The organism is Paenibacillus sp. B1-35, from assembly GCF_050474385.1.
Lineage (GTDB): Bacteria > Bacillota > Bacilli > Paenibacillales > Paenibacillaceae > Paenibacillus_B > Paenibacillus_B alvei.
Window position 1 is genome coordinate 502,063 of the sequence record NZ_JBCHVJ010000001.1, and the last position, 21,190, is coordinate 523,252.

Below are 21,190 nucleotides of genomic sequence, written 5' to 3' on the forward strand. Positions count from 1 at the left end.
TCAGTTCTGATTTACTGTATTCGAATTACGAGATAGTTGAGTTTAACAAGTATTGTATTCGTGCATTGAAGGAATCCTGAATCGTTAATATTCAGGATTCTACTATCTTATTCAATGGTTTTTTCGCTGGCCCCTCCATTACCTCACCGTCAATAGAAAACCTAGATCCGTGGCATGGACAATCCCAGCTCCGTTCACCGTGATTCCACTCTAGCTCACATCCCATATGGGTGCACGTCGTATCCACAATATGAAGCGTACCCTGTTCATCTCGATAAGCTCCAGCTCTTTTCCCATCAACAGTAACGACGGCGCCCTCACCATTTGGGACATCCTCGGGTTTGTTGTGAACTGTTTCAAGTTTGCCGCTGATCAGATGTTTGGCTACGTCGGCATTTTGAGCAAAGAAGGTCTTCACATCCGGATCAGCATGGAACCTAGAGGGCGTATACAATTCCCGATATGTGTTTTCTTTTCCCAATATCAAATCTCGAAGCAGAAGCGCAGCAGCAGTACTATTAGTCATGCCCCATTTTCGATAACCGGTTGCTACATAGATATTAGGGGATGTGGATGAAATTTGTCCGACATACGGCATTTTATCCAGCGTTATTAAATCCTGAGCTGACCATCGGTATGATATTTCAGTTGCACCAAATACGGATTGAGCAAAGGCTTGCAGTTCTTCATAATGCTTGATCGTGCAGATGCCCTGTCCTGTTTTATGACTTTCACCGCCTATAAGTATCAGGTTCTCTCCAGTATCCAGTGAGGCAGTACGGATAGACCGCTTCGGATTCTCTGCACTAATATACATACCACCCCAATGGTCGGTCTTGCTTGGAATCCCAATGACATAGGAGCGTTCAGCATGCATTCTTGCAAAATAAAATCCCATTCCATCATAAAACGGGAAGTGAGAGCATGATACGACATGCTTACAGGTCAGCCTGAAACCGTCCCTAGTGATGACAGTAGGTGTCTCAGCCTTCTCCACAGTGTCTACCGTAGTCTGTTCATGGATCACACCGCCGAATTGAATGAACAACTGGATCAGCTTGTCCACATACTTGAGCGGGTGAAATTGGGCTTGCTTGCGCATAACGAGAGCCCTTTTCATCGGTACAGGAAGATCGAAATGGGTGACCAGTTCTCCGGTAATTCCCAGTTTGTCATACGCAGCCAGCTCTTGTTCAAGCTTCGTTACATATTCATCTGAATTCGTGTAGATATAAGCATCCCGCTCACGAAAATCGCATTGAATACCATGTTCCTTAACTGTGTGCCTTATAAATTGCAACGCTTCGTCATTGGCTTGGTAATACAATCGTGCCTGCTCTTGACCGAAATGTTGAATAAACTCATCATAAATGAGATCATGTTGTGCCGTTATTTTCGCGGTCGTATGTCCGGTCGTGCCATTCAGCAGCTGCCCTGCTTCCACAAGCACAACTTGAAGTCCTTCCCTCGCCAAGAGATAGGCTGTTGTAATGCCGGAAATTCCGCCTCCAACTACAACAACATCGGCTTCCTTATGTTCCGCAAGTTTTGGGAAGGAGGTGATCTTCACTGAGTCCCGCCAATAGGATTCTGGAAACTGGGGCAGTTCTTGATTAGACGAGTGGTTATTAAACATGGAGCGATCCTCCTTGATTGCTTATCTTTGTCTATTCATTTCCTTATGAAAACGTATTTAATCCCGTGTAAGATTAAAATTGTACATTCGAAAAGCACGGTGCAAAGGTAGAATGAAATTTAGGAGGGAATAATTCAATCCCTAGGTAGTTAACATTGACATCTCCTCAATTTATAGATATCATAGACAAAATAAGTCTGTAATTAAAGAGGGTATATTCATGAAATTCACAAAGGCAACAAATTATGCACTGCACACCATGCTCACACTGATTGAGGCTTCCCCCGTAAAACCGGTAGGTGTACAACAATTGGCCGAAACCCAGGGCGTGTCTCCAACTTACCTGTCCAAAATATTAACAAGGCTTGTGAAAGCCGGCATGATTGAATCGATTTCAGGAGCGAATGGCGGTTATCGCTTGACTCGTAATCGAGACGAGCTCACATTTTTGGATATTATCCATGCCATTGAAGGGACTGCCTCCTTATTCGAATGTAATTTCGTTCATGGCGATGAATGTTTAATCCAGGCCGTAATGAAGGAAGCAGAAGCGAAAATGGAAAATCATCTCAAGAATAAGAAATTGGTGGATATTGCTCAACAAGTAAACAAGAATAAACACTCGTAAAGCCGTTAGGAGAGTGTTTATTCATTTAGAGTTAGATTTAACTTGTATTCGTAATAATACCAACGGATTTGGTATTGCAATTAGGGAGAGATGCTTTGGCGCTTTACCTGTTTTGTCTACATCGCAAAAATATTTTTTTATTAGTATCATAGATATAATTAGTCCGTAATATCTTAAATAAGGAGATGAGCATCATGATTTATGATTACGATTCCTGAATTTCGGCGCATTGCACATGGCGAGCTGCAGAGATATCCATCTGTCAGTCTGCTGAAAAGCGAAGCAGTTTCGGTTAGCAAAATTGAATCAAATGAATCAAACTTCGAGGTGCAAGATGCATCCGGAAAACGGATTCAAGCCAGAAAATTAATACTGGCGACCGGGGTAAAGGAAATATTTCCGGAAATTGACGGTTTTGCTCCACTGTATGGACGAAGTTTATTCAATTGCGTATATTACGATGGCTGGGAACTGCGTGATCAACCGCTTGTCATTGTTCTGAGCATGTTTCCGGATTCCATACAGCCAAATTGCTTTATCAATGGAGCAGGGATATCGTCGTCTGTACGAATGGACATTCAGTCCTATCAACGGATCAGAAGCTTCAACTGTACACAAAAGGAATAAAAATTATGGAGCAGAGAATCGCGTCGTTCATCGGAACAGACGGCTTGCTGGAACACATTCGATTCGAGGATGGAACGGAAATATCGAGGTCGGGCGGATTTGTTACTCCTAAGTTTATACAGAGTACATCGTTTGCAGAGCAATTGGGCTGCGAATTATCAACATCTGGCGGGATCATGACAGAAGGATTGGGAAAAACTACGATACCCGGTTTTACGCAGCTGGGGATGCGGTCTCCTCTTCACCTTCCCAAGTTGTCTTTGCCGAGGCCGATGGAAGTCGGATAGCAATGCGTGTAAATCAAGATCTATCGGAAGAAGATTTTGAACAGAATACGATATCAGATATCAATAAAGTATCTTCGAAAAATATGTAATTTTTATAGGAGGGGTTATGATGAACATGCCATGGAATGAGCGATATGATTCAACAGAATATTATTATGGGGAAGAGCCAAATGCATTTATACGAGAGCAGGCGTACCGATTAGACAGCCACAAACGCATCATTGCTTTTGCGGAGGGTGAGGGGAGAAATGCAGTCTATTTAGCGCGAGCGGGACATGAAGTGACGGCCGTTGATTACTCAGAGAAAGGTCTGGCTAAAACGCAGAAGCTGGCTCTAAAGCACAATGTCCATGTGCATACCAAGCAGATGAACCTTCTTACAGAAGATGTCCCTCAAAAAGAATATGATGCGGCGATCATGGTATTTGGTCATTTTCATCATAGTGATCAGCTTGTAGTTCTGAATAAGCTTAAGCAGGTTGTAAAGCCTGGCGGCATGATCATGATTGAGGTCTACTCGAAGGAGCAGATCCATTATCGAACAGGCGGACCTTCCGATATTGACATGCTTTACGAGCCTACGGATATCCTCGCTTGGTCTAGGGGATTAAAAGTGCTGCATTTCTTTTACGGAGAGCAGGAACGCGTAGAAGGGAAAGGACACACTGGATTAGCCCATGTTATTCAATTCGTGCTGAGGCTATAATAATTTAGCCTTTTGGAGAGATGCATTACTTTTAATTGGGTTTACTCTACATTTCAAAATAAATCAATTGTGTTAAAATTCCAAGGATTATATTGTAAACAAAATCTATGGGTGCTACTATTTTACAAAGTAGGGCGATTATAGTACCTCTGCCTTTTAGCCAAGACAAACTCCGAATTCGCTTAACCTACTATTACTTATGATAGGAAAACGAAACAATCAGGAGGACTGATGGCACCCACCATGGATAAAAAACTATTTCCTTTAACCCAGGCGCAACGAAGAATATGGTACACGGAGCTTTTATACCCGAATACAACATTAAGCATGATGGCCGGAACGATGGTAATGAGGGGAGCTATTGATGTATCCCTTCTTATGCAGGCTGTTCAAAAGCTCATCAAAGATCACGATGCATTTCGGATTCGCATAACCGAACAGCATAATCAACCCATGCAATGGTTTGAAGATGAGTCCAATATTCATCCCTCAATCGATTATTTGGAAATGGCGAGCCGCACGGAAGCCGAAAAATGGATGCAACGATTTTGCAGCTCCCCGATCAGCATGTTCGAAATCGACAAGTATAAGATTGCCATTATGAAAATCAATGATGAAGAATATTGGTTTAACTTGAAAGTCAACCATATCATTGCGGACGGCGTGTCCATGTATCAATTATGCAAGTTCATCATGAATAATTATACGGCATTAAAAAGCGGGATAAATCCGCTCCCTGTTCCAAAAGGCACATATATGGAGTACATCCATGCCGACCAAGATTATATGAAGTCGGAACGTTATCGAAAAGATAAATGTTACTGGATGAAAAAGTTCGAAACATTGCCGGAAGTCACTGGATTGAAACATTCTTCCCCTGATGAACCATTAACAGACGCAAAAAGGATCAGCGTCACCCTCACCGATGAACAATACTGTCGATTGCGAGCATTTAGCGAAGCAAGCAATATTAGTGCCTTTGTTTTTTTTCTGACCTCCATGTATCTGCTGCTGTACAAACATACGGGAAATGTCGATGTTCCCGTCGGTACCGTGTTTGCAAACCGCACAAGCAGGAACGAGAAAGAAGCCTTAGGAATGTTTGTAAGCACGGTTGCCACCCGATTGTCGTTTGACCCCGATCAAACACTGGAATCCTTACTCCATCTTGTATTCAAAGAGCAGCAAGCCTATTTCCGTCATCAAAAATACCCATACAACCACCTCATCCAAGATTTGCGGGATCGAGATGCGAAAAGAGATATGCAAGACCTGTTTCGCGTGTCCTTGAACTACACGCCAATTCGTTGGACGCAATATGGCGATATCTCTGTTCAACTGAACGCTAGATTTTGCGGCCATGAGACGAATGACTTTTTTGTACATATCGAGGATTTCTTAGATTTACAACAGATGAGCCTGCATGCAGACTATCGGATTCAATTATTTAAAGAACACGAAATTGAGAGAATTATGGAGCAATTGCTTATTATTGCGGATCAGATACTTTCAAACCCCCAACAAACTGTGCGCGAGTTGTCGATAGTCGGGGAAAGGGAGCTAAGCAGATTGTTGACGGAGTTTAATCCTCATTTTCTGCCGCATCGCCCGGAGCGCTTATTGCATCAAGCTTTTGAAGAACAAGCCAAGCAGAATCCCGACCATGAGGCCGTCATCTGTATAGACAAAAAGCTTACCTACAAGGAGTTGAATGAGAAGGGAAATCAGTTGGCAAGAACATTGCAAGCCCACGGTATAGGCAGAGCATCAATTGTTGGAATATTGGCCGATCGTTCCGTCGATATGCTCATTGGCGTTTTGGCTGTATGGAAAGCGGGAGGTGCGTATGTTCCGATCGATGCCGATTATCCTGAGGAACGCATTCAATTCATGATTGTTGATAGCGGGGCGACATTATTGCTGACGCAGTCGCATTTCCTGCAGCGTTCTCCAGTTCTTGGGGAACTGCCGTCCCTGCGAACCGTACTCTGCATGGACGACGAAACGATTAATAACGGAGACAATGCGAACTTGCCTAATCTGAACAAGCCATCTGATCTGGCTTACGTGATTTATACATCAGGCACGACCGGACGCCCGAAAGGCGTCATGATCGAGCATTCGGCCCTTACGAATACAGCCGAGGCCAATCGACGAGAATACGGTCTTGACCAATTCCCTGTAAAGCTCCTTCAGCTTACGAGCTTTTCTTTTGACGTGTTCGTCGGAGACATAGCACGAACGCTTTATAATGGCGGGACGATGATCATTTGCCCGGCAGAAGACCGGGTCGATCCGTCTCGGCTAGATGGCTGGATTCAGAAATTTGAAATTACGATATTCGAATCTACGCCCGCACTCATCATCCCGTTCATGAATTACGCATACGAGCACGATTTCAATATGAGCTCCATGCGCCTGCTGATCGTCAGCTCCGATAGCTGCAGTGTTAATGATTACCGGACATTGCAGGAGCGCTACGGCTCCCAATTCCGGATTATTAACAGCTATGGGGTGACGGAGGCGGCAATCGATTCAAGTTACTATGACGAGCCGCTGGATCTATTGCCGAAGACGGGAAGCGTACCGATCGGCAAAGCTTGGATGAATGCACGATTCTATATTGTAGATCGGCAGCTCAATCCCGTTCCGATAGGAATGCCGGGCGAACTGTGCATCGGCGGCCCGGGAGTGGCCAGAGGATATTTGAATCTCCCGGACATTAGTGAGGAAAAGTTCGTACCAAGCCCGTTCGTTCCAGGTGAACGACTGTATCGCACGGGCGATCTGGCGCAGTGGATGGTTGACGGCAATGTTGATCTCATCGGACGCATCGATTTTCAAGTTAAAATCCGCGGCTTTCGCATCGAACTTGGAGAAATCGAGGCAGCAATGCTAGCATTTCCAGGAGTTCATCAAGCAGTCGTAATCGACCGAATGGACAGCAGCGGGGAAAACTATCTTATTGCTTACGTTGTTTCCGAGTGCTCATTAGATATGAAAGAACTTCGGTGTTTCTTAAAGAAAACATTGCCGACCTATATGATTCCTGCGCGCTTCCTGCGTCTTGACCGCCTGCCTTTGACATTCAACGGCAAAATAAATCGAAATGCTCTTCCAACGCCGAAAGCTATCGAGCCTGTCGAAGAGGAACACGAAGTGGCGGAGACTCCATTGGAAATCAGACTTGTAGACATGTGGAAAGAAATGTTGGGAGTTGAACAGATCGGCGTTAAGCAGAATTTCTTTGATATTGGTGGACATTCTTTGCGCGCAACAATGCTGGTCAGCAGAATTAATAAAGAATTGCAAGTCAATCTCCCGCTGCGTGACGTATTCCGGTTCCCTACGATTAAGGCAATGGCCCAGGCGATAAGCGAATTGGAGCAGCGGACGCACAAACCTATTCCCGTAACGGAAAAAAGAGAATATTACGCGATCTCATCTGCTCAGAAAAGGCTTTATACCCTTCATCAGCTTGAGGGAGCAGATCAAAGCTATAACATGTCCGGCAGTGTGTTGATTTTGGGATCATTGTGTCGAAAACAATTTGAGAAGGCGTTTCGAGATCTGATTGCGCGACATGAAACGCTGCGAACCGGATTCGAGCTGGTTGACGGCGAACCTATGCAGTGCGTGCATGATGAGATCCATTTCGAAATCGAATATATGCATGCTGGCGAGGAAGAAGCGGCGGAAATTGAAAATGCCTTTATCCGGACGTTTGACTTAAGTAAACCTCCGCTTATGCGGGTAGGCTTGGCTGAATTGAAGGACGATCGGCATCTGTTTCTTTTCGATATGCATCACATTATCTCTGACGGCGTCTCGACCGCGATTCTGATCGATGAATTTTCCCGCTTGTACGGCGGAGAGGAACTGATGCCTTTACGCATTCAGTTCAAAGACTACACGGCATGGCAAATGTCCGAAGCACAGCAGAAAGAAGCGAAACTTCAGGAGGCATACTGGTTAAGCGTGCTGGAAGGACAATTGCCAGTATTGGAAATGCCGACTGACTATGCAAGACCTGCCGTGCGAAGTTTCGAGGGAGATACGCATCAATTTGAGTTGGATGCTGAAACGAGCAGGGCACTCGTACGATTGTCATCCGAAACCGGAACAACACTGTTCATGGTATTGTTCACTGTCTATGTGGTCATGCTTCACAAATATTCAGGGCAAGAGGACATTGTGGTTGGCACCCCGATTGCCGGCAGGACGCACGAAGACTTACAACCGCTCATAGGTATGTTTGTCAATACGCTAGCCATTCGCAGTCATCCGAGCGGGGACAAAACATTCCTGACTTACTTGGAAGAAATAAAGGAAACGACATTGGGAGCCTTGGAGAATCAAAGCTATCCTTTTGCGGAACTCGTAGAAAAGGTTCTTGTGGCGCCGGATAAGAGCCGTAATCCAATATTCGACACGATGTTTGTATTGCAAAACACGGAAGAAGCTGAAGTGAATATTCTCGGGTTGCGCTTGAAGCCGCAGCCAAGTTTGCGGCCGGTTTCAAAATTCGACTTGACCTTCCAGGCTTCGGAGGAAGAAGGCCGGCTTGCGTGCAGCATTGAATATGCGACAGCTTTATACAAGCAGGAAACCATAAAACGCATGGCAGGGCATTTCAAGCAGCTTGTCAGCCAGGTAATCAATCATCCGAAGGCAGATTTGGCCTCGCTGCAGATGTTAACTCCCGAAGAATCTGCGTTAATTTTGAGCAACTTCAATAGTACAGAGATGGAATATGCCAGAGAGAGGACGATACATCAGCTTTTCGAGGAACAAGCAGAGAAAACACCGAATTCTGTGGCGGTCGAGTTCGAAGGCATGCGGCTCACCTACCGAGAACTGAATGAAAAAGCGAATAGTCTGGCGCGAACGCTGCAATCGGCTGGTGTCGTGCCGGATGCACGAGTAGGGATCATGGTCGAACGTTCGATCGAGATGATTATAAGCATCCTGGCCATTCTGAAGGCAGGAGGCGCTTACCTGCCAATCGATCCGGATTATCCGCAGGAGCGAGTTCACTTCATGCTGGAGGATTCGGGAGCTCAAATCATAGTGGGACATCGCCGGTTGCTTGATTCAATCCATGTGCAATGCAAAATCGTGGCGTTGGACGATCCGCATCTATATAGCAAAGACATGACAAATTTAGAACCAGTTTCCACTCTATGTCATTTGGCATATGTGATCTACACGTCAGGAACGACGGGAAAACCGAAAGGCATTCTAACAACCAATCGAAATGTAGTGCATTTTGTGCATGCATCGAAATTTCTCGAAATTTCCGAAGAGGATCGTATATTGCAGCTTTCCAGCTTTTCATTTGACGGATCGATATTCGATATTTTCGGGACGTTATTGAACGGAGCCAGACTCATTCTTATCCCGCAAGAGTCGGTATTGAATATCGAACAACTTGCAGAACGGATTGAGCGGCAGCAGATTACGAGAATGGTAATTACAACTGCGCTATTTCATCTTCTCGTCGACACAAACCTGGAATGCCTGCGCCATGTGAAATCAATTCTAGTCGGAGGCGAGCGCGCTTCCGTATCTCACGTACGCAAAGCGCTGAACTGTCTCGGTCCCGGAATTATTAAAAATATATACGGTCCGACAGAAGCAACCGTATTCGCGACTTACCATGATATCAATGAAGTGGATGATAATGCCATAAGCGTTCCAATCGGAAAACCGATCAGCAATACGTCCATTTATATCGTCAATGAGCGCAACGGATTACAGCCTATCGGCATGACGGGGGAAATATGTATTGCCGGAGACGGGATCGCACGCGGTTACTTGAATCGTCCTGACTTAACGAGCGAAAAGTTCGTGGATCATCCATTTTCGAATGGGAATCGGATGTATCGAACGGGAGATCTGGGGAAATGGATGCCTGACGGGACGATAGAGTATGTTGGACGAATGGATGATCAGGTCAAAATCCGTGGCTTCCGCATCGAACTGGGAGAAGTTGAAGCCCAGTTATTAACAATCGATTCGGTAAGAGAGGCATTCGTCATTGCGCAATCTGATGAAAGCGGTGCACAACAGCTTTGCGCCTATGTAGTGGCGGACAGGGAATTAACGGGCAAAGAGCTGAGAGTCGCATTGTCGGATAAATTGCCGGCATACATGATTCCGTCTTATTTCTCGCAGGTTGCGAAAATGCCATTGACGACAAACGGAAAGGTAGACCGGAGAGCACTGGATGATTTGACAGTAAGCTTGCGGCATGACGAGGAACATGTAGCGCCGCGGACAGAAACGGAAATGCAGCTTGCGCGCATCTGGCAAGATGTGCTCGGGTTGCCTGGGAATCGCATCGGCGTAAAGGACAACTTTTTCGAAATAGGAGGCCATTCCCTGCGGGCAAGCACTTTAGTTAGCAAATTGCACAAAGAGATGCGCGTCCAATTGCCGCTGCGAGACGTGTTTCAGTACCCGACGATCGAACAAATGGCTGAAACGATTAAGCATCGGAAACATGCCGACTACGACACGATCCCGAGGATCGGGAGGAGAAATTATTATTCCGTATCTTCAGCGCAGAAACGGTTGTACGTTCTCCAGCAGTTGGAGGGCGGAGAGTTGAATTATAATATGCCGACCGCATTGGAAGTTATAGGGCTTATTGACAGAGAGCGTCTGGAAGCAGCGTTGCAGGCTCTCATCGCGAGACATGAGCCGCTTCGCACCTCTTTCCATATCGTGGATGGCAAGCCCGTTCAACGAATTCATGCGAACACAGAGTTTGAGCTTGCTTGTAAGGAGCTGATTGGAGAAAACACAGAGGAACTCATCCGTTCCTTTATCCGGCCATTTGATTTAGGACAGGCTCCACTGCTGCGCGCAGCTCTTGTAAAGCTTGAGCCGGAACGTCATCTCCTTCTCCTGGACATGCATCATATTATATCCGACGGTACTTCTGTCGCAGTGATAACCGAAGAACTAACTCAATTGTACGCGGGCAACACACTGTTGCCGCTACAGCTGCAATATAAAGAATATGCGGCTTGGCAGCAAACTAGTTTGCGCACGGAGACCATAAAGCAGCAGGAACAATTTTGGATGAAGCAGTTCACCGGGGAGATCCCAGTGTTGAACTTGCCGACTGATTTTCCTCGGCCGGCATTGCGCAGCTATTCGGGAGGATGCGTAAACTTCTTTCTGGATGAGGAAATGACAAGGAATGTAAAGCGTCTGGCAAGACAAACAAATACGACAATCTATATGGTGTTAGTGTCAATTTATGGATTACTGTTGTCAAAACTGAGCAATCAGGAAGAAGTTATCGTCGGAACGCCAGTAGCAGGCCGAAGCCAAGCAGACACGGCAAGGATGGTAGGCATGTTCGTGAACACGTTGGCGCTACGCATGTCCCCAAGCGCCAATCAATCATTCTCTGGCTATTTACAGGTTGTCAAGCAGTTCGTGCTTGGTGCGCTGGAACATCAAGATTATCCCTTTGAGGAACTTGTACAACGAGTTGCTCCGCCTCGGGAGTTGAGCCGCAATCCGATATTCGATGCCATGTTCATATTGCAGAACATGGAGAATGCGGAGCTCGCTTTGGATGGAGCCAGCCTTCGGCAGCACCATTTTGATTACTCGGCCGCTAAGTTTGATGTGACTTTGTCGATAACCGAAACCGAAAAGGGCTTACATGGAAATATGGAATATGCTTCGACGCTGTTCGCCAAGGATACTGCAGTTCGGTGGACAAACTGCTTTATTGAGCTGCTGAGGCAGGCCATTTCCAATCCTGACATAGAAGTAAGAAGCATGGGCCTGATGAACGACGAAGAGCAAAAAAGACTTTGCGCTAGGTTCGCTGGAAAGCAGGTAGCTATTCAGGACGAACAGACTATCCACGGCCTTTTCGAAAGGCAGGCAGCAATAACGCCTGATCAAATCGCGCTTATTTGCAATGGAGAGCAGATGAGCTACGAGGCGCTGAACCGAAAGTCTGCACAGTTGGCACATGCGATTCGATCACTAGGCGTTTCCCGAAATGAAGTCGTTGCAGTGCTTGCCGATCGCTCGATATTGCTAGTGGCAAGCTTGTTGGCTGTAGGCAAAGCTGGAGCCGCATATCTTCCGCTTGACCCGCTTCTGCCGGAAGAACGGATTGCGAGCATCATACACGATAGCGGATGTCGGGTGGTTGTAACGGATTCTGCGCATGTGGCGAAGATTCCTGATAAACAATTAACCGTATTGCTGGATCGGCTGCCTATGTCATGCGAAGAAGACTCCCTTGCATTCCCATGTTCATCCGTTAGCCCGTCAGATCTCGCGTATGTCATTTATACATCAGGCTCTACGGGCAAGCCCAAAGGGGTCATGATCGAGCATCGTTCGGTTCATAATTTGCTCGTGGGCATCATTCAAGAAATACCACTCGAAACGATAAACAATGTATTGTCTTTGACGACTGTCTCATTTGATATTTTCGTACTCGAAACGCTGCTGCCGCTCATGCTAGGTTGTACGGTGGTTATGGCAACGCATGAGGAACAAATGGAGCTTGAGCGACTTGCTCATTTATGCCAGGATCATCGGATCGAGCTTCTTCAAACGACGCCTGCCCGGCTGAGGATGCTGCTGGATAATACCCGCATGGCAGAAGCGCTGGGTTCGCTGCGCTATATGCTAATTGGGGGAGAGGCGCTGACAGAAACGCTATTGCATCGTGTCCGTACGATAACGAGCGCCCGTTTGTTCAATATGTACGGCCCGACAGAAACAACCGTCTGGTCGACCGTCAAGGAACTCACTCATGATACGCGCATTACGATAGGTCGGCCGATTGCCAATACAAGAATTTATATTATGAACGATCACGGCCTGATTCAGCCCGTCGGCATCGAAGGTGAACTGTGCATCGCAGGTAAGGGCCTGGCACGGGGTTATATGAACAATCGGAAGCTTACGGCTGAACGATTCGTACAAGAGCTGAATGGAGATCACGATGATGGATACGGAAAAATGTATCGTACCGGAGACCGTGCCCGTTACCTCAACGATGGAACCATCGAATATTTGGGCCGCCTGGACGATCAAGTGAAAATTCGCGGGAATAGGGTTGAACCTGGCGAGATTGCTGCCGCATTGTCCAACCATCCATCAATCCGTGCAGCGGTAGTCGTAGACGGGGAAGAGGCGGGCAACAGCACATATTTGATTGCCTATTATGAATCGGCAGAACCAGAACCGCTGCCTGTATCTAATCTCCGTGAATATTTAGGATGCCGTCTTCCTGCCTATATGATCCCGTCTTTTTTTGTGCAGTTAAACAGCATTCCTATGAACACAAATGGGAAGGTCAATAAGCATGCACTGTCTCTTCCGAATGCAACAAAATCTCCTGTATCCCGAGATGCCCTGCCGCGCAATGAAGGAGAACGAATTCTTGCTGACATGTGGAAGGAAGTGTTAGATGTGCGGGAAGTCGGACGAAATGATAATTTCTTTGAGCTGGGGGGACATTCACTGCATGCTGCGCTATTAGTTGAAAGAATCCGCAGGGAACGAAACAGCCAGATAAAGCTGACCGACTTTTTCATGCATCCCACGATTGCATCATTGGCAAGCCGCCTGTTCGAGCCGTCCGTTCGCAAAGAGCGGATTGCTGATGTCGAAGAAAGGGTGGAATCACGCAAATCACTGATGAAAAGGCAAAGAGATCTCAGAGGAAAAGCAAGAACATAAAATAAATAGGGGTGAACCACTTGTTACGAGATGAAACATTATGGGAGCAAGGAATCGCTGTCATCGGCATGTCCGGGAGATTTCCCGGAGCTGAGGATGTAGACGCATATTGGAAACTGTTAAGCCAGGGCGATCTAGGAGTTCGCTTCTATACAGATGAGGAACTGCTGCAAGCGGGGGTTCGGGAAGAAGTTCTACAGGATTCCCAATATATTAAAGCAAAAGGGGTGTTGGATGACCCGGTCATGTTTGATGCCGCTTTTTTCGGAATGAATCCCCGTGAAGCGGAATGGACCGACCCCCAGCAAAGGCTGTTTCTCGAATGTGCGCATGAGGCACTGGAGAATGCAGGCTGGATTTCCGACGGCTATCCCGGACGGATCGGGGTCTATGGCGGCTGCTCGCTAAGCACTTACTTGTTGAACCATATTATTGCTTACGGACTCGATCAAGGATTGGGAGATATCACCTCCATTGTATCAAGCAATGATAAGGATTTCTTGACAAGTCGCGTATCATACAAGCTTGATTTAAAAGGTCCTGCAGTGACCGTACAAACAGCGTGCTCCACTTCTTTGGTCGCTGTACATATGGCATGTCAGTCTCTTATGAGCGGGGAGTGCGACATTGCGTTGGCAGGCGGAAGCACCGTTACGTTCCCCAATCATTCCGGATACAAGTACCAGGAAGGCATGATTTTGTCTCCTGATGGAATCTGCCGCGCTTTCGATAGTGAGGCTCAGGGAAGTGTCCCCGGCAACGGCGTTGGGATCGTAGTACTGAAGCGTCTAGAAAAGGCCGCGGCAGACGGGGACTTCATCTATGCTGTAATTCGCGGTACCGCGATTAACAATGACGGTGCACTTAAGGCAGGTTTCACTGCCCCTAGCCCGGAAGGTCAGGCTGACGTAGTTGCAGAAGCCTTGGCGATCGCCGATGTCCATCCCGAGACGATATCATATGTCGAAGCCCACGGCACGGCTACTATAGTTGGAGATCCAATCGAAATCGAAGGATTAACGATGGCTTATCGGCAGTGGACAGATTTAATCGGATACTGCGCAATCGGTTCCGTTAAAACGAATATCGGCCATCTCGACTGTGCCGCAGGAGTGGCAGGATTCATCAAGACGGTGCTCGCCCTTCATCATCGCCAAATTCCACCTTCCCTCCATTTTAAAGCACCGAATCCGCAAATCGATTTTACGGAAAGCCCGTTCTACGTTAATACGGAACTGAGGGACTGGGAAGATGCGAGATATCCTAGGCGTGCGGGAGTAAGCTCTTTCGGCATCGGGTCAACGAACGCTCATGTCGTTCTGGAGGAAGCACCCCTGACAGAAAGCGATGCTTGCTTGCGGCCTTGGCACAGCTTGCTTATATCCGCTAAATCGGAGAAGGCACTTGCCGCAGCTTGCGAAAGGATGGCTGGCTATTTAACTAGAAACCCTTTTATACCATTCGAAGAAATTACTTATACAACGCAGGTTGGCAGAAAAGCATACCCGTTCCGCAAAGCCGTCGTTTGCCGAAATGCCGCCGATGCACAGCGCATGCTGGCCTTTAAACCGGATTCGGAAAAGATTCGGAGCACAGATGAACAACCAATGACTGTATGGATACTTCTCCCTTGGTTGGAGGAGAGCCTTTCCGGGTTACTAGAGTTGTACAGAACTGAACCGCTCTTCTGCCGCGAATTAAATGAAGCAATTGAAAAAGCTGAGTCTGTCAGCGGACTAGAATTGAAAGCCGTATTTAAAGGCTTCTTAAACGATGCCCACGCTAATCAGCAGCATCATCCACTGCAATTGAATTCACGCATAAAACTACTGATCTCAGTAGCGTCTTCTTACAGTCTTGCTTCAGTATTGAATCACATGGGGCAAACGCCCGATCGAATTGGGGGTAAAGAAGAAGGGGAGTATGCGGCCGCCTGCATCGCTGGGTGTTGTTCATTGGAAGAAGCCTTCAAGCTTACGCTTGCCCGGCAAGATTTTATAGAAAACGGAGACATCGAGAAGTTCGCCAATACAGTCAATGGCATACGCTTTGCTGCTCCCCGCATCCCAACCTTGAATGCGGAGATGAATATCGCATTATATAAAGAATCGGAATTGACGGCAAAAATCAGAGAACGGTCGCTAAGTTCAGAAATTACAGAAGCGCTCAAGGATGGGCGATGGAGAGCGATAGCGATCGGATCACCACTGCACACCTACACAAACGGGGATGAAAATGCTTTAAGCTGCTACGACTGTCATTCTTGGGCGGACACTTTGGCAGCAATTTGGGAAGCGGGCAACGAAATGAATTGGCAGGCGCGTTATGCGTTAGAGAAGAGAAGAAGAATGCCGCTGCCAACTTATCCATTTGAAAGACAACGCTATGAAATTCCAAACTCGAGAGGCTTCGACGCTTCCTTCCCGAACGCGAAAAGCAATGAAAGACAGGAGGAACCGGAATACCCGGCTCCACTAGAATACGAGAGCCCGCGTCAGTACGTGGAGCAGAAGCTTATTGTATTTTTCGAAGAGGTTCTCGGCATGCCGGAGCTGGACATACATGCTCCATTCTATGAGCTTGGGGCTGACTCTCTGAATAAAATGCAGGTTATATCACGAATTCGGGAGATGTACCCGATCTCGCTGAATGTGCAGGAATTGTATGCGGCTGAAACCATTTCCGAGCTTGCAGACATTATCGAACTAGCCTATATCGAACTGCTGGAAAAAGAAGAAGAGGAAGGAGAGGAAAAAACCCATGACCAATCGGCATTCGTTAGCACAACGTAGAGCGCAGTTATCGGACAAGCAGCGGGCGATGCTAGAAAAAATGCTTCAAGGGGACGTCAAAGTTGATCACGCTCCTTCCTCTGACAGGCATGAGATTCCGGTTCGCCAAAAAAAAGAAAAGCATCGGCTTTCGTACGCCCAACAGAGGCTATGGCTATTTTCTACCCTGGAGCCGGAATCAACGGCGTATAACTTGGTTTACGGCATGAGGCTGAGGGGAGATTTGCAGGTCGAAGCATTCGAGAAAAGCCTGCAGGAACTCGTAAAACGGCACGAGGTTCTGCGCACCGTATTTCACGAGGAGGACGGAAGTCCTTATCAACTCGTGCTGGATGACATGGATATGCCGCTGGAGCGGAAAGACTTGCGGGAAGTACCGCCAAGCGAACAGGATGAAGCGGTGAAACAGCATATGTCCTTGATTAGTAGGCCGTTTGATCTCACACATGGACCGCTGCTTAGGGCGATTCTTCTATGCCTTGCTGATAGGGAGCATGTACTGCTGATTTCCTTTCATCATATCATTACTGATGGTTGGTCCCACCATGTATTTGGCAAGGAGCTGCTGGAGTATTATCTTTCCTTCGTTAGCGGAGAGGCGGAGCGCATGCCCGCCCTTCGCGTGCAGTATGCGGACTTTGCGGAGTGGCAGCGGGAACGGTACTGCGAGAACGCGCTTCAAGAACAGTTATCGTATTGGAAACAAAAGCTGGCTGGAGCGCCGGAACTGCTTCAGCTTCCGACAGATCGCCCGCGCCCTGCACGGCAGCAATATACGGGAAAGAAGCTTAGCTTCGATCTTCCGCAGCAGTTATCGACAAGGCTTTTCCAACTCGCTGCCGAGGAGAAGGCCACTTCCTTTATGCTGTTAATGGCAGCATTTCAGACGCTTATGCATCGCTATACCGGTGAGGAAGATATTTGCGTTGGAACCGCGATATCAGGCAGAAACCACAAAGATGTGGAATCTATGATCGGTTTTTTTGTCAATACGCTCGTCATTCGTTCTGAGATCACTGCAAATTTGCCGTTCCGCGAGCTGCTTCGCCAAGTTCGAAAGCATGCGTTGGAAGCCTATGCATATCAAGATGTTCCGTTCGAGCTTGTAGTGGAGAAGGTGGCTGGGACGCGAAGCTTGGGTTATTCGCCATTGTTCCAGGTCATGTTCACGCTTCAAAATACGCCTGTAATTGATGTTGAAATAGCTGACCTGACATTCGAGCCTTTACACGTAAATACGGAGACAACTCTCTTCGATCTGACTCTTGAAGTGATTGAGAGGGGCGGGAGCTGGAAAGGAACTTTTACATACAATCAAAGTCTATTTGAAGAAGCAACGGTGAAGAAAATGATAAGGCACTTTCTGATGCTGCTTTCCAGTATTGCAGACCATCCAGACACCCCTGTCAAATCTTTGCCGATATTGCTGGAAGATGAGCGTAATCTGCTGCTGAATGTATGGAACAGGACCGAGCAGGAATTCTCCCCTTGCGAAACCCTTCACCGGATGGTGATCGCACAAGCTGAGGCAGAACCGGATCGGATTGCCGTTCAGAACGGAGCCGAAATTCTAACCTATATAGAGCTAGCGGCTCGCTCTGATCGTCTGGCCCATTACCTGATCAAGCAGGGCAGCGGGCCGGGGACGGTTACTGCAATATGTCTCAACCGTTCGCCTGAACTGGTCATTGCCCAATTGGCCGCGCTTAAAGCGGGCGGTGCGTACTTGCCCATTGATCCTGAGATGCCGGTGGAACGAATTGCTCATATCCTAGCAGATTCCAAGGCGTCTAATTTACTGACGAGTCGTTCTCTGCATGAGCATATCGCATCACGCTGTGAGACCAGAATCAAGATGGAACATGAAGGGATCGTTCTAGCTTCGCGGAATGGTTACAAAGAGGCGAGTCCACTGATCGACAAAGTCATTGGCAGTGACGCAGCTTATGTCATTTATACATCCGGTTCAACGGGTAATCCTAAAGGGACAATAATCCCGCATGCATCGGTTGTCAACTTCATGCACTGGTATAAAGACATTTCGGCATTAACGTCCACTGACCGCGTTTGCTTTGCCGTCGGTGTTGGCTTCGATATGTCCGTCGCGGAAATTTGGGGGTCACTGATCTGCGGTGCATCGTTATGGATTCCGCCCGAAGAAATAAGACTTCAGCCCGAGTTGCTGCGAGACTGGATGGTGGACAATGCGATCACGTTTGCCTTTCTTCCAACACCGATAGTCGAGCTATTAGTCAATATTCCTTGGCCCGAACATACCTCTCTGCGCCGTTTATTCACGGGGGGAGACAAATGGAACGCAACGCTTCCAATCGGACTTCCGTTTGATGTATATGAAGCATATGGTCCCACGGAGTGCACGATCGCCAGCACTTATCGCATCATTGAACCGGGACATGCGCATAGCCCCGCTCATATTGGTAGGCCGCTCGCAAATACAAAAATATATATTGTGGATAAAATGCTGCAGCCAACCCCGATAGGTATTCCCGGGGAACTGTGCATCGGCGGAATCGCGGTCGGCAGCGGTTATTTGCGAATGCCGTCGATGACCAACGAGAAGTTCATACCGGATCCGTTTTCGTTACGAGAGGGAGCGCGGTTATACCGCAGCGGAGACCGGGCCCGCTATTTGCCGGATGGACGTATCCAGTTTCTTGGGAGATTGGACGATCAGGTGAAAGTTCGGGGCTTCCGTATCGAGCTTGGTGAAATTGAAGCGGCGCTTGCCGCACAACCTTCTATAAAAGAAGCGGTCGTGATCCTGAGGGAGGATATCCCTGGAGATAAACGAATTACGGCTTACATGACAGGAAATACAAAGATTGCGCCGGACATAGAAGTCCTTCGTCGCGCTCTTAAAGAGCGTTTACCTGATTATATGATTCCAACGGCATTTGTTGCGCTTGATCGACTTCCGCTCAATAATAATGGCAAAATCAACCGGAAGGCGCTGCCGAAGCCGAATGAGGATAGCATGTCTAATGATCCGTCCGACGAACCACGCAATGATATCGAAAAGCTGTTGTGCGGTATAATGTCTAATCTGCTTGGACTTGGCAGGGTCGGAATACATCAGAACTATTTCGAGATCGGCGGCGATTCGATCAAGACGATGATGCTGATATCCCGTGCAAGACAAGCGGGTGTATCGATATCCCATGAGCAAATTTACCAATATCAGTCTGTTGCGGAATTAAGCGGAGTTATTGCCGAGTGCGACAAGGGAACGGTTGCTGCCCACGACGAAAAAGCAGTGCGAGAGAACGAAGCCGATGCGGGCTTTTCATTAGTAGGATTGAACCGAAGCGATGTTGCCGCTATTGCCTCCTTGGATCCTGAAGAGATTGAGGACGTATATCCGGTTACGCCGCTACAAGATTACATGCTTGATACCTTGCTGAACAATCCTGAACCGGCTCAGTTTTTTGTAAATATGGTCATGCGCTTTACGGACAAATTGGAGCCTGAACTCATGACACAGGCCTGGAATCGAGTGGCAAATCATTATGCATTAACGAGGACGTCCATCTTCCATGAAGGATTCGACCAACCGATACAGGTTATGCGGCGGAATGTTCGTATACCGGTTCACTACGCGGATTGGCGCGAATGGGATGCTGACCGTCAATTTCATGAACTGATGCGATATCAGGATGTTCAACTGTGTGCAAGCAATATTGCTTATATCAAACGGCCGACTACTTATGAAGTCATGTTTGCTCGGATAGGAGATCGCGAGCATTTCCTGGTTATGAGCTGTTCGTATTTGCTGATGGACGGGTGGAGTCATTTTATTGTCTTGGCCGAAGTGCTCAAATGCTATTACAGTCTGGTGGAGAGCAGGTCTTATCAGCTCCCGCCGGTACGCAATTATCGGAATTACATAGCATGGTTGCAGCAGCAAGATATAGAACAATCTAAGCGATATTGGATAGCGGAACTTGCTGGCTTCCGCCATGCGACCCCGCTTATCGAAAATGCTCCGCATAATCGGGGGAGGTCAGGAACTGGCGGCTTCGCAAAACAATACGTCGAATTCGAGGTCTCTGCTCCGCACACGGTGAAAGAGCTAATCCGTCAAAGTGGTGTAACAATGAGCGTAGTGTTTCAATTGTCTTGGGCGCTGCTTTTGGCTCGTTATACAGGTCAGCGCGATGTATTGTTCGGCGTCATGTCGACTGGCAGACACCCGGAATTCGAAGGGATTGAGGAGATAGTTGGTCCTGCAATCAATACGCTCCCCATGAGGATACGTTTGCTTGAAGACGAAAATGTATTGCAGATCCTCAAGCAAATTCAAGCGAAGCAGCTTCGATTGACGAAATATGATTATACACCGCTCAAGAAAGTCCGGGAGTGGAGCGGACTAGCGGATAATCAGATCCTGTTTGAGTCATACATGATTGTTCAGAACCTCGGATCATACTTTGATATCGCCATCGAAATGGATGAGGATGAGATTCCGTTGGTTAACGAGTATGGCAAGTCGCTTGCGATTTTCAACTCCGGTACGCCGCTGCGCATTGATGTCGTTGGGACTTTGGAGGGGAGCTGTCAAATTTATATGACCTATCTTAAAGCGCGTTTCCGCGACGAATCGATCTTGCAAATGCTCTCGGATCTTCAGAATATGTTCAATGACCTCTGCCTCCATCCGCATCAAAGCATTGCAAGCTTGATCTCTGCAACCCCTGAGCCTGCATTCATTTAAGTGAAGCAGAAAGGGGGGATGTGGATACATCCAATAAGAAGGTTGAAAAA

The 21,190-nt window shown here is 47.4% G+C and carries 8 protein-coding genes; 7 read left to right on the forward strand and 1 reads right to left on the reverse strand.

Translation table 11 applies throughout. The annotated features are described in order from the left end of the window. Positions 1–91 precede the first annotated feature (91 nt). Positions 92–1,636, reverse strand: a complete 1,545-nt coding sequence (locus ACQ5BJ_RS02325) for an FAD-dependent oxidoreductase (protein WP_430108221.1) — start codon at positions 1,634–1,636, stop codon at positions 92–94. Between the two features lie 220 nt (positions 1,637–1,856). Between ACQ5BJ_RS02325 and ACQ5BJ_RS02330 the strand changes: the two genes are divergently transcribed. The 7 genes from ACQ5BJ_RS02330 to ACQ5BJ_RS02360 all read left to right on the forward strand — a co-directional run bounded on the left by ACQ5BJ_RS02330 (position 1,857) and on the right by ACQ5BJ_RS02360 (position 21,140). Beyond that, positions 1,857–2,264, forward strand: a complete 408-nt coding sequence (locus ACQ5BJ_RS02330; protein ID WP_005550923.1) for an Rrf2 family transcriptional regulator — start codon at positions 1,857–1,859, stop codon at positions 2,262–2,264. 201 nt (positions 2,265–2,465) lie between these two features. Then, entirely contained in the window at positions 2,466–2,891 is a 426-nt protein-coding gene (locus ACQ5BJ_RS02335; RefSeq protein WP_430108224.1) for a hypothetical protein, read from the forward strand. Positions 2,892–2,896: 5 nt separating this feature from the next. Further along, positions 2,897–3,178 carry a hypothetical protein gene (locus ACQ5BJ_RS02340; protein WP_430108226.1) on the forward strand — a complete coding sequence of 94 codons (282 nt, stop codon included), beginning with the start codon at positions 2,897–2,899 and terminating at the stop codon, positions 3,176–3,178. 106 nt (positions 3,179–3,284) lie between these two features. Then, positions 3,285–3,884, forward strand: coding sequence for a class I SAM-dependent methyltransferase (locus tag ACQ5BJ_RS02345; protein WP_268620274.1), 600 nt, complete (start codon positions 3,285–3,287; stop codon positions 3,882–3,884). 231 nt (positions 3,885–4,115) lie between these two features. Further along, positions 4,116–13,616 carry an amino acid adenylation domain-containing protein gene (locus ACQ5BJ_RS02350; RefSeq protein ID WP_430108229.1) on the forward strand — a complete coding sequence of 3,167 codons (9,501 nt, stop codon included), beginning with the start codon at positions 4,116–4,118 and terminating at the stop codon, positions 13,614–13,616. A gap of 20 nt (positions 13,617–13,636) precedes the next feature. Next, positions 13,637–16,408 carry a beta-ketoacyl synthase N-terminal-like domain-containing protein gene (locus ACQ5BJ_RS02355; protein WP_430108231.1) on the forward strand — a complete coding sequence of 924 codons (2,772 nt, stop codon included), beginning with the start codon at positions 13,637–13,639 and terminating at the stop codon, positions 16,406–16,408. Beyond that, the gene (locus ACQ5BJ_RS02360; RefSeq protein WP_430108234.1) at positions 16,377–21,140 is read left to right on the forward strand and encodes an amino acid adenylation domain-containing protein; all 4,764 of its coding nucleotides are present in this window, start codon (positions 16,377–16,379) and stop codon (positions 21,138–21,140) included. The genes ACQ5BJ_RS02355 and ACQ5BJ_RS02360 overlap by 32 nt, the downstream gene beginning before the upstream one ends. The last annotated feature ends 50 nt before the right edge of the window (positions 21,141–21,190 follow it).

Excerpts from the sequence above, each read along its gene's own strand:
- ACQ5BJ_RS02325 (WP_430108221.1), bottom strand. The coding sequence starts at position 1,636 with ATGTTTAATAACCACTCGTCTAATCAAGAACTGCCCCAGTTTCCAGAA.
- ACQ5BJ_RS02330 (WP_005550923.1), top strand. The coding sequence starts at position 1,857 with ATGAAATTCACAAAGGCAACAAATTATGCACTGCACACCATGCTCACA.
- ACQ5BJ_RS02335 (WP_430108224.1), top strand. The coding sequence starts at position 2,466 with ATGATTACGATTCCTGAATTTCGGCGCATTGCACATGGCGAGCTGCAG.
- ACQ5BJ_RS02340 (WP_430108226.1), top strand. The coding sequence starts at position 2,897 with ATGGAGCAGAGAATCGCGTCGTTCATCGGAACAGACGGCTTGCTGGAA.
- ACQ5BJ_RS02345 (WP_268620274.1), top strand. The coding sequence starts at position 3,285 with ATGATGAACATGCCATGGAATGAGCGATATGATTCAACAGAATATTAT.
- ACQ5BJ_RS02350 (WP_430108229.1), top strand. The coding sequence starts at position 4,116 with ATGGCACCCACCATGGATAAAAAACTATTTCCTTTAACCCAGGCGCAA.
- ACQ5BJ_RS02360 (WP_430108234.1), top strand. The coding sequence starts at position 16,377 with ATGACCAATCGGCATTCGTTAGCACAACGTAGAGCGCAGTTATCGGAC.